The sequence below is a fragment of the Fusobacterium perfoetens genome (assembly GCF_021531475.1).
In the GTDB taxonomy this organism is placed as follows: domain Bacteria; phylum Fusobacteriota; class Fusobacteriia; order Fusobacteriales; family Fusobacteriaceae; genus Fusobacterium_B.
The window spans coordinates 1-10,759 of the sequence record NZ_JADYTX010000051.1 but is presented as its reverse complement, the minus strand read 5'-3'; the positions used below and the strand labels follow the sequence as shown (position 1 = coordinate 10,759).

At 28.9% G+C, this 10,759-nt stretch carries 9 protein-coding genes and 1 riboswitch; of the genes, 8 read left to right on the top strand and 1 reads right to left on the bottom strand.

Annotated elements, in window-relative coordinates; all coding sequences use genetic code 11:
• The first annotated feature begins 373 nt into the window (after positions 1–373).
• Both I6E15_RS09440 and I6E15_RS09435 read left to right on the top strand, forming a co-directional pair.
• Positions 374–793, top strand: a complete 420-nt coding sequence (locus I6E15_RS09440; RefSeq protein WP_235247534.1) for a hypothetical protein — start codon at positions 374–376, stop codon at positions 791–793.
• 27 nt (positions 794–820) lie between these two features.
• The gene (locus tag I6E15_RS09435) at positions 821–1,198 is read left to right on the top strand and encodes a YccF domain-containing protein (RefSeq protein ID WP_177162380.1); all 378 of its coding nucleotides are present in this window, start codon (positions 821–823) and stop codon (positions 1,196–1,198) included.
• A gap of 52 nt (positions 1,199–1,250) precedes the next feature.
• Here the strand turns inward: I6E15_RS09435 and I6E15_RS09430 are convergent, their stop codons facing one another.
• Positions 1,251–1,766 (bottom strand): DUF2628 domain-containing protein, encoded by a 516-nt coding sequence (locus I6E15_RS09430; protein ID WP_235247533.1) that lies wholly within the window; start codon positions 1,764–1,766, stop codon positions 1,251–1,253.
• Between the two features lie 214 nt (positions 1,767–1,980).
• Between I6E15_RS09430 and htpG the strand changes: the two genes are divergently transcribed.
• The 6 genes from htpG to I6E15_RS09400 all read left to right on the top strand — a co-directional run bounded on the left by htpG (position 1,981) and on the right by I6E15_RS09400 (position 10,623).
• Positions 1,981–3,813: a molecular chaperone HtpG gene (gene htpG, locus I6E15_RS09425; RefSeq protein ID WP_235247532.1), complete on the top strand. Its 1,833-nt coding sequence runs from the start codon at positions 1,981–1,983 to the stop codon at positions 3,811–3,813.
• Positions 3,814–4,393: 580 nt separating this feature from the next.
• Positions 4,394–6,589 carry an anaerobic ribonucleoside-triphosphate reductase gene (gene nrdD / locus I6E15_RS09420; RefSeq protein ID WP_235247531.1) on the top strand — a complete coding sequence of 732 codons (2,196 nt, stop codon included), beginning with the start codon at positions 4,394–4,396 and terminating at the stop codon, positions 6,587–6,589.
• A 72-nt stretch (positions 6,590–6,661) separates the two neighbouring features.
• Positions 6,662–6,833: riboswitch (Lysine riboswitch) on the top strand.
• A 107-nt stretch (positions 6,834–6,940) separates the two neighbouring features.
• On the top strand, positions 6,941–8,245 hold the full coding sequence (gene lysA, locus I6E15_RS09415) for a diaminopimelate decarboxylase (protein WP_235247530.1): 1,305 nt from the start codon (positions 6,941–6,943) through the stop codon (positions 8,243–8,245).
• A gap of 105 nt (positions 8,246–8,350) precedes the next feature.
• On the top strand, positions 8,351–9,694 hold the full coding sequence (locus I6E15_RS09410) for an amidohydrolase family protein (RefSeq protein WP_235247529.1): 1,344 nt from the start codon (positions 8,351–8,353) through the stop codon (positions 9,692–9,694).
• Between the two features lie 8 nt (positions 9,695–9,702).
• Complete coding sequence (nrdG, locus tag I6E15_RS09405; RefSeq protein WP_235247528.1) at positions 9,703–10,176, top strand: anaerobic ribonucleoside-triphosphate reductase activating protein; 474 nt, start codon at positions 9,703–9,705, stop codon at positions 10,174–10,176.
• Positions 10,177–10,278: 102 nt separating this feature from the next.
• Positions 10,279–10,623 carry a hypothetical protein gene (locus tag I6E15_RS09400; RefSeq protein WP_177161306.1) on the top strand — a complete coding sequence of 115 codons (345 nt, stop codon included), beginning with the start codon at positions 10,279–10,281 and terminating at the stop codon, positions 10,621–10,623.
• Positions 10,624–10,759 lie beyond the last annotated feature (136 nt).

The following is a 10,759-nucleotide window of genomic DNA, read 5'->3' as shown; positions in this document are numbered from 1 at the left end:
TTTTTGTGATGCATTTTTTTAAATTAACAAATTTATTTAATTTTTTTATTTTTGACTTGACATTTAATAGTTAGTCTTTTATATAAAAAATTATTAACTAAAGTAAAATAAAAGAATTAAAATAAAAAAACCCAATAAAAAATCAAGCAAATCTCTTATTCGGTAATCAGAAGTATAGCATTTTTTTCAAAAATAGTCAACAGATTTATACAAAAATATTGTTATTTTATTGTAAAAAGTATTAAAAAATTTTAACACTAGCTAGATAAAAGAGTTTAAAATAAAAAAGTAAATTTTTTACAAAAGGGAATATAAATTAATCTAAAAATATGTTAAAATATAAGTGTTAAAAATAAATTTTGGAGGGGAAGAAATGAACGGTAAAATGATGTTTGCTATGATATTAGTTGATATCGTAATTTTTGCATTAGTGTGGTTTATATTTACAAAGATAAGGGATAGAAAACGTCCTAAAGATGACAAAGGGTATGACCCATTCTATTTTGAAGATGAAAGACTTGTACTTAATAACCCAGTTAGAAAATGGAGTTGTGAAGTGGCAGATATAGACTGTGTAAAGTTTACTTATAGAAAGGCAAAGTTTGGTATCTATGATGGAATAGGAGAGATAGTTAGAAAGAGCGAAGAACCATCTCAAAAATTTTTATTTACAGGAAGTGTTTATTCAAGAAAACCACAAACTTTTACTAAAAAAGATGATATAACAAAAGCGATAGAAGTTTGTAAAAGAATACTTGCTGAGAAAAACATACCTTGTGTAGTTGAAGACTAATATATTTTACTTGAAAGGAGGCTTAAAATGAGTTTGATTTTGAATATTTTATGGCTTTGTTGTGGGGGATTAGTTTTAGCATTGGAGTGGGTTCTAGCAGGACTTTTAAGCATTATTTTTATAATTACTATACCTTTTGCAAGTGGTTGTTTTGAAATGGCAAAATCTTGTCTAATGCCTTTTGGTAAAGAGATAGTCCTTAAAGAAAATTTAGGAAGTTCTCCAAGACCAATAAGTGCTTTTTTCTGGATTATATTTGCTGGGATATGGCTTGCATTGTCTCACATTATTTCCGGTATAGCTCTTTGTTGCACAATAATTGGTATACCATTTGGAATACAAAATTTTAAACTTATAAAAGTGGCTTTTAATCCATATAAATATACTTTAGTTGACAAAATGTAATAAAAAAATAAAGCTGTTGCAAGTAAAATAACTACAACAGCTTTTTAATTTGTTATAAAAATATAAATGGTGTCATAAAGTTAAAGAAAAATAGATTGATACCTATCATAACCAAAAAGTTACAAATAAAGACAAATATTACAAAGAACTGCAAGAAAATAGCTATATTTCTAGCCACCACATCTACTCCACCAAGTTTTCTTATTGTATCTATTTTAGTAGCCTCGTCATCAATAGAATATTCCACCTTATCCAAAGTACGTTTATATCTTCTATAGATAAGCAAAGGAGAAATCACAGCAGTTCCTATATAAAATACAAGACTGATAAAACCAGTTGGAATAAGAAAAACTTGAATCAACCAGATTATTAAAGCCTCTATGTAACATTTTCTATATATTAGATGGATTGGTGCAAAGAAAAATGACCACCAAGACCAGTTCCAAGAAAATTTTTCAATTCCATTTACATTATAGCTTGCAAAAACTTTCTTATACCATTCAAATTTCTCAGGAGTTCCGATATATGCCTCAAAAGCATCTAAATTTCTGTATAAATTATTTTCCATAAAAAACCACCTTTTTAACTATTATATACACCTTAGACGTAAAAAAATAGATTTTGTTATAATTAGCGAAGAATAAAAAAGTCCATATATAGAGTATTATAATTTTTTATAATAAAACCTCTTGACAAAACCATATAAATGTGGTATTTTTAATTTAGAATAAGTTAGCAACCTATTAATATGAGTGCTAATATTTTTTAGGAGGCAGTTACAAATGAGAAAACAAACAGAAAACTTTCAAGCAGAGACTAAAGAATTGTTAAATCTTATGGTGCATTCTATCTACACTAACAAAGAGATATTTTTAAGAGAATTAATCTCTAATGGAAGTGACGCAATCGATAAATTAAAATTTAAAGCTTTAACAGATACAGAACTTTTAAAAGATTCAAATGAATTTAAAATAGAAATAAAAGCTGATAAAGATAAAAACCAATTAATAATCGAAGATACTGGTATTGGTATGACTTTTGACGAAGTAAACGAAAATATCGGTACAATTGCAAAATCAGGTTCAAAAGCATTTATAGAAAAATTCAAAGAGGCAAAAGAAAATGAACAACTTGATATAATCGGTCAATTTGGTGTTGGATTTTACTCAGCGTTTATGGTAGCAAGTGACATAACTCTATATACAAAATCTCCATATAGCGACGTAACTATCAAATGGTCATCAAAAGGTGACGGAACTTATGAAATCGAAGAGATAGAAAACTTAGAAGATTTAAAAAGAGGTACAAGAATAGTTTTAACTCTTAACGAAGATTCAAAAGAATTTTTAGAAGATTTTACAATCAGAATGATAGTTAAAAAACACTCTAACTCTATAAAATATCCAATCTATTTTGGTGGAGAAAAACTAAACAACGAAACTCCTATTTGGAAAAAAGATAAAAAGGACATAACAGAGGAAGAATACAACGAATTTTATAAGAATACATTCTATGACCACGAAGACCCATTACTTCACTTCCATATAAAAGTGCAAGGGTCATTAGAATACACAGCTCTTATCTATGTTCCAAAGAGAACTCCAATGGATTTCTATACAAGAGATTATAAGAGAGGTCTACAACTATATACTAAAAATGTATTTATAATGGAAAAAGCTGAAAGCCTAATCCCTGAGCATTTTAGCTTTATGAAAGGTATAGTTGATACTGACAACTTATCATTAAATATCTCAAGAGAAATCCTACAACAAGACAATGAACTTGTAAAAATCTCTAAAAATATAGAAAAGAAAATCGAAACAGAACTTAAAAAATTATTAAAAGACGACAGAGAAAAATATATCACAATGTGGGAAGCATTTGGTCGTACAATCAAGTTTGGTATCCAAGATATGTTTGGTCTTAACAAAGAAAAGCTACAAGACTTATTAATTTTCAAATCATCTTTTGAAGATAAATATACAACATTAAAAGAATATGTTGAAAGAATGAAAGATGACCAAAAGGAAATCTACTATGTAACTGGAGAAAATGAAGATTTAATCAAAGTATTACCAAAAGTAAAAGTTCTTAAAGATAAAGGATTTGAAGTGTTATACTTAACAGATAAAATAGACGAGTTCACTCTAAAAACAATGATGAATTATGCTGAAAAACAATTCAAATCTATAAGTGACGCAGATTTTGCTAATATGGAAGATGAGAAAGAAAAAGAAACAAGAGAAAATCTTGAAAAAGAGAATAGATCTCTACTTGATAAAATAAAAGATATGTTAGGTGGTAAGATAGAAGAAGCAAGACTTAACGGAAACTTAGGAAGTGGAGCTGTTGGACTTGCATCAAAAGGGGAAATCTCTCTTGAAATGGAAAAAACTTTAGCAGAGATTCCAGGAAATGAAGGAATGAAAGCTCAAAAGATACTTGAACTAAATCCAAACCACCCATTATTTGAAAAAATAAAAAATACTACTGATGAAGAGGAATTAAAAGATTTAGTATATGTACTATACAATCAATCTTTACTAGTAGAAGGATTTGCTATTGAAAATCCAGTAGAATTTTCTGAAAAACTAAACAGATTAATAATTGGATAAGTATAGGATTATATTTTAAAAAATAATTCTTTAAACTTTATAGAAAAAATGATATAATTAAGTTGGAAACACTAATAGAGGTTGCGAATCCTGTAAAAAATCGCTTTGGTAAAGAGGTTTGCGGAACCTGTTAAAAAACCGTTTTATATAGAGGTTACGAATCCTGTAAAAAATCGTTTTAATAGTTTAAAGAGATGATATTCTCTTTATCTGTAACTTATGCTGGAGAGTTTTCTCCAGCTTTTTTCTTTTAACTAACTTTTTAAATATAATTTTCAATCTGAAAAAATAGTAGTGGAAGAAAGTTTTTTAACACAATATATAGTTTTTAACAAAAAAATAGTTTTGGGACAAAAACTGCGATATATCAAGGGAAAACCAGTCAAATATATTTTATTGTTAGGTGATGATATATAAAAAGAATAAGTCCTAAAACCATTGAAAATAAAGGAAGATTTGCCTTAAATTCACAATATATAGTGAAATCTTATTGATAAAAACCACAATATATGCTATCATATTAGAGCAATAAAGAATATAGAAAATATTTAATAATGATTTTTTAAAGAGGTGTGGGGCAATGAAAGTAATTAAACGTAATGGAGATATAGTAGCATTTAATAAGGATAAAATTTTTATAGTTTTAGAAAAAGTTCATAAGGAAATGGCATTTAAGAACGAGGCAGTTCTTGTGGAAATGTTAGATCACATTATGAATAAGATTTATGCTAGAAAAAAAGAAAATATAAATATAGAAGATATACAAGATATTGTATTTAAAACATTATGTGATTTTGGATATTTCTGCCAAGCACAAAAATTTGAAAGATATAGAACAAAAAGAAGTGAAGCTAGACTTAAAGAAACTGATAGCTTATTCAAAAGAATTGAGGGAATACTTGAAAATGGAGATAGAGAAAATTCAAATAAAAACTCTACTTTACCATCAGTTGCAAGAGATTTAATCTCTGGAGAGTATTTTAGATTTAACGTTGAAAAATCTATCGGAAAAGAGTTATATGAAGCTCACAGAAGAAAAACAATCCACTGGCACGATTCAGACGTTGAAAAAGAACTTACAAACTGTTGCTTAATCAACATAGAAGATATGCTAGACCACGGAACTAGAATAACAAACACAGATGTAGAAACTCCAAAATCTGTTGGAACAGCGATGAATATAGCTATGCAAATAATGGCAAGTGTAAGTTCTCAACAATATGGAGGAAACTCTATACCTAACTTTAACGAAGTATTTGCTAAATATGCAAAGAAAAACTTTGTTAAAAACTTCAATGATTATTTTGAATTCTTATATGAAAAACCTTATGATGATACATTAGAGCTTGATTCTGCTAATGAAGAATTAAAAGCTAAATACTCAAAAGTATTTGAAAAAGTTATCAAAAAAACAGCGAAAGAAATTTATGATGCTTGTCAATTATTCGAGTACCAAACAAACTCAATACTAGGTTCAGCATCACAAACACCTTTCTCAACAATAACATTTAATGTACCTACTTCTTGGGAATCTGAACAAATAATTCTAGCTTATCTAAAAGTTAGACAAACAGGTTTAGGAGCTTTAAAAATCCCTGCAATCTTCCCAAAACTATCTTATATAGTTGTTGACGGATATAACTTAAAAGAGGGAGATAAATATTTCTACATAACAAAAGAAGTATCTAAATGTATAGCTCACACATATTATCCAGATATTTTATTCTACTCAAAAGAAGATTATGATGCTGGAAAATATTATGCAAGAATGGGTTGCAGATCTAGAGTTAACCACGAATACCAAGAAAATGGAAAATACCAACAATATGGAAGATTTAACTTTGGTGTAATTACTCTTAACCTACCTCAAATCGCTTTAGAGTCATTAAGACATAGAGATGATGACAAGGTAGAAACATTTATGAAACTTCTAGAAGAAAAGAAACACCTAATGAAAATGGGTATCTTAAAAAGATATGAAAATGTTAGAAAATTAAAAGCTAAACAAGCTCCAATTCTTTTCCAATATGGTGCTATTGCAAGATTAAACCCTGAAGAAACAGTTGAAAAGATTTTAAAAACAGATAGAGCATCAGTTTCTTATGGATTCTTAGGAATAGACGATTGTGTAAGAATACTTACAGATGATAAAGAAAATATATCAAAACCTAATGGAAAAGCTTTAGGACTTAGAATAATGCAAGAGATAAGAAAACAAGCTGACGAAATTAAAAAAGAAACAGGTTTACCTGTATCAGTTTATGGAACTCCAGCAGAAGCAAGTATAGCTACATTCTTCAATATTGACAAACAAAATTATTCTGATGTAATGCCAGAATGGTTAGATAAGAGAGGATATTATACAAACTCTTTCCACTTCTCATCAGAATTACCAATAGACGCTTTTGATAAAATAGATACAGAAGCTCCATTTATTCCATACTGTAACGGTGGAAATATAATGTATGTTGAAAATGGTGGAAAAACTTATAACTCTGACGCAATCTTAGAACTTATGAGATATGCTCACGATAAAGGAATAGAATATTTTGCAGTTAATACAATATCAGACGTATGCTTTGAATGTGGTTACACAGGAGAAATCTCTTATGATGAAAAAACTGCTAAATATAAATGCCCACAATGTGGAAACGAAGAGGGAATGAAAATGAAAATTCAAAGAAGATGTTGTGGATATATCTCTAACTACAATATCACTCACGCCCTTGAAGGAAGAATGAAAGAGATAAAAAATAGAGCAATACACGTAAAATAAATTTAAAATATGTATTCTATATAATTTTTATATTATACAAAATAGTTATTTTTAGATATACTTTTACATAAGAAATTAGATAGAGGAGCAAATGATAAGAGTAAGATTATTTAGTCTGACAAACGTTGATATAATCTGAAAGGAGATTTTGCCGAAACGAAGATAAGTGTCAGGTGTCTTTGTTGGTAAAATGGATAAGATCTATTTTACTGTCATTGTTAATCAATGGAGGGCTATCAAGTAAGTTATCTTATTAAAAATTAGTATTATTTTTAATTTAGTTTACTAAGGACAGTCTTAATTGATAGACTGTCTTTTTTTATAAATTTTTGGTTTTGGAAGGGAGTTATTATGAGATATTTTGGGACAATGAAAAATGTTGATGGAATACTTGAAGTGGGAGGAGTTTCAGTAGAAAAATTAGCTAAAGAGTACAAAACTCCATTATACGTTATGGATCAACAACTTATAGAAGATAATATGAAAAAATATATAGATAATTTTAAATCTGATAAATTTGATACAGAGATTGTATATGCCTCAAAAGCATTTTTATCAAAAGCTATGTGCCAACTAGCCAATAAATATGGTCTAAGTATAGATGCTGTATCAGCAGGAGAGCTATATTCTATAAAAGTATCAAACTTTCCTATGAATAGAGTTCATATGCACGGAAACAATAAAAGTATAGAAGAACTTGAAATGTGTCTTGACTGGGGAATTGGGGTAGTTATCCTTGATAACAAAGATGAGATTGATAAACTTGGAAGATTAGCGGAAGAAAAAAATAAAACTATAAAAGTTATGCTTAGAGTAAATATAGGGATTGATGCCCACACTCACGAATATATCAGAACATCAAAACATAGTTCAAAATTTGGAGAATCAATCTTTGATGAAAATATCTATAGTATAATCGAAAAAATACTTTCATATAAAAATTTAGAATTTTTAGGATTCCACTGTCATATTGGGTCACAAATATTTGATACAAAAGCATTCCACGAAGGAATAGAAACAATGCTTAACTTTACAAAGGAAGTATCAGAAAAATTTGATATATATATTCCAGAGATGAACCTTGGTGGAGGATTTGGTGTTTATTATGTTGATGGAGATACAGAAGTAGACATTGAAAAATTTATGCAATCTATGATATCACACATAGAAAAAACTTTAGAAAAAGAAAATATGAAATTGGATAGAGTTTCAATCGAGCCAGGAAGAAGTATTGTAGGAAATGCTGGAGGAACTTTATACACAGTAGGTGGCACAAAAGAAACTTACGGTGGAGTAAAATATGTTTTCATTGACGGAGGAATGACAGATAATATAAGACCAGCTCTTTATCAAGCTCAGTATGAGGCTGTGGTGGCTAATAAACTTGATGAAACACCAAGTGAGACAGTTACTATTGCTGGAAAATGTTGTGAATCTGGTGATCTTATAGGAAAAAATATGAGCCTTGCTAAAGCCCACGAAGGAGATCTTATTTTTGTTCCTACAACAGGAGCTTATGGATATTCTATGTCAAGCAATTATAACAAAGCTTTAAGACCTGCAGTTGTATTTGTAAAAGACGGAAAAAGTTGTCTTTCAATAAAAAGAGAGACTTATGAAGATTTGGTATCAAAGGATATTTTCTTAGATATATAAAAATAGTATGATTAATTTGAAAAAATATGATATAATATCTTTACATCAAGTAAAATAAATGGAGAGGAGGAAAGTTACAAAAAGTGTAACTGACGAATTAGAATTATGAGAACAGTAATAAATAATGGATTATTAATAGACCCTAAAAATAATATTTTTGAGCCATACAACTTGGCAATAGAAAATGGGAAAGTAGTAGAGTTATCTCACGAAGTTCTTTCAGGAGACAGAGAGATAGATGCTATGGGAATGTGTGTTTGCCCAGGATTTATCGATATTGATATGCACGAAGTTTTAACAGATGGAGTTACTCCAGATAGAGAAATATTTAAAAGAATGCTTTCTATGGGAGTTACAACAGCAATAGGAGGAAACTCTGGAATAGGAGTTAATGACCCTAAAAGATTTTTAGACGAAGTAGATGAAGGAAACCCAGTTAACTTTGGTATGCTTTTACCTCACGGAATATTAAGAGAAAAAGTAGGAGCTGACAGATATGTTAGCTTAGAAAATGAAGACATTGATAAAATGTACGAATTAGGTAAAAATATGATAAAAGAAGCTGGATTATTTGGAATAAGTTTTGGTCTTAGATATGTACCAGGAATTGACTTTAATGAAATGGTAACTCTTGCAAAACTTGGTCAAAATAAAATAATATCAGCTCACTTAAGAGAAGATGCTAAAAATATATTTAACGCAATAGATGAATTTTTAGATTTAGGAAACTATGTAAAAGCAAACTTCTTAGTTTCTCACATTGGAAGTATGGCAGGATTTGGTCAAATGGACAAAGCTCTTGCTATGTTAGACAAAAAAAGAGAAGAGGGAGTAAATGTTTACTGTGACTGCTACCCTTACACAGCTTTCAGTGCAAAAATAGGTTCAATAACTTTTGACGAAGGATTCTTGGAAAGATATAACATCACTTATGATAAACTAGAAGTTATGGAAGGAAAATATAGAGGAAAAAGATGTACTGAAGAGTTCTTTAACAAATTAAGAGACGAAGCTCCAGATACAATGATAATAGCTTACACAATCAATGAAAAAGATATGGAAAGAGCTTTAGTTTATCCACAAACAGTAATCGGTAGTGACGGAATATTAAATGCTAAAAATATAGGTCACCCTAGAGCAACTGGAACTTTCCCTAGAGTTTTAGGAAAATATGTAAGAGACGCAAAAATGTTAGATTTATATCAAGCTGTTGAAAAAATGACTTCAGCTCCAGCTGACATTTTAGGAATAAACAAAGGAAACTTATCAGTAGGTTCTGACGCTGACATCACAATATTCTCATTAGATGATATTCGTGATTTTGCAACTTTTGAAAATACAGAGTTACTTCCTGAAGGAATTGAATATGTATTTGTAAATGGTGAAATTGCCCTAGAAAGTGGAAAATTAATAAACTCTAACTTAGGACAATCAATAAGAAAGTTCTAGTGGTATAGATGAGAATAATATCAATTGTAGAAAATGACCCAATAAACAGTATGACTGGATTTACTTTAACTTTATATTTTGCTGGTTGTGACCACTATTGTAAAGGGTGTTTTTCACAAAATACTTGGGATTTTGAAAAGGGACAAGAGTATACATTGGAAGAGATAAAAGCTTTGATACTTAGTTCTAGATGGAAAAATGTCACTTTCTTAGGTGGAGACCCATTCTACTATCAAAATAGAGATGAAGTTTTGGAGCTAATAAAATTTATAAAAACAAAAACAGATAAAAATATCTATTTATGGACTGGATACTTAAAAGAGGAATTAGAAAAATGGATTGATCTTAAGATGATAGATTATCTTATAGAAGGTCCATTTATCCTTGAAAAGAAAGATTTAAGACTTAAACTTCGTGGAAGTTCAAATCAAAGAGTTTTTCATAAGGGTGTCGAGATGACTGAGATAGACGAAATAAATTAAAAAAATTACTGCATCTAAAATAAAGATGCAGTTTTTTATTTCTTATTCCTAAAAATATGCTATAATATAGAAAGAATAAAATAAAAATTTTAAGGAGAGGAAATGGAACTTAATATAAATAATGTACTTGATAAAAATTTAGAAATAATTAAAAAGGTTATTATAGACGAACTAACAGAGGAAGGATATATCTGTGATAGTGATAATGACGATAACTTTGTAAACTCTTTAATGGACGTACAACTTCAAATATTTGGAGAGGCTTTAAGATGTACTGAGGAGGAGTTTAGAAACTATATAAGAAATAATGTAGAAGAATTTATGATGAATTTTAAAAAATTAGAATATACAGATAAAGATGGAGTTCATCAAAGATATTATCACGTAGCTGATAGAGATTTTGACACAAAAGAGGAACTAGAAGATTACTTTAAAATAGAAGAATAAAATAAGGGTTGTTGTAAATTTAAGGAATATAAGATTAAAAATTACTACAGATTACGAAAAATTGGAGCCTGTGAAAAAGATTCTGTAAATTAAATAATACTAACTTTTAATAGCTTTCTATGATAAAATTAATATC

Bases quoted from the DNA above. Each gene is read 5' to 3' on its own strand.
- I6E15_RS09440 (WP_235247534.1), top strand. From the start codon at position 374: ATGAACGGTAAAATGATGTTTGCTATGATATTAGTTGATATCGTAATT.
- I6E15_RS09435 (WP_177162380.1), top strand. From the start codon at position 821: ATGAGTTTGATTTTGAATATTTTATGGCTTTGTTGTGGGGGATTAGTT.
- I6E15_RS09430 (WP_235247533.1), bottom strand. From the start codon at position 1,766: ATGGAAAATAATTTATACAGAAATTTAGATGCTTTTGAGGCATATATC.
- htpG (WP_235247532.1), top strand. From the start codon at position 1,981: ATGAGAAAACAAACAGAAAACTTTCAAGCAGAGACTAAAGAATTGTTA.
- nrdD (WP_235247531.1), top strand. From the start codon at position 4,394: ATGAAAGTAATTAAACGTAATGGAGATATAGTAGCATTTAATAAGGAT.
- lysA (WP_235247530.1), top strand. From the start codon at position 6,941: ATGAGATATTTTGGGACAATGAAAAATGTTGATGGAATACTTGAAGTG.
- I6E15_RS09410 (WP_235247529.1), top strand. From the start codon at position 8,351: ATGAGAACAGTAATAAATAATGGATTATTAATAGACCCTAAAAATAAT.
- nrdG (WP_235247528.1), top strand. From the start codon at position 9,703: ATGAGAATAATATCAATTGTAGAAAATGACCCAATAAACAGTATGACT.
- I6E15_RS09400 (WP_177161306.1), top strand. From the start codon at position 10,279: ATGGAACTTAATATAAATAATGTACTTGATAAAAATTTAGAAATAATT.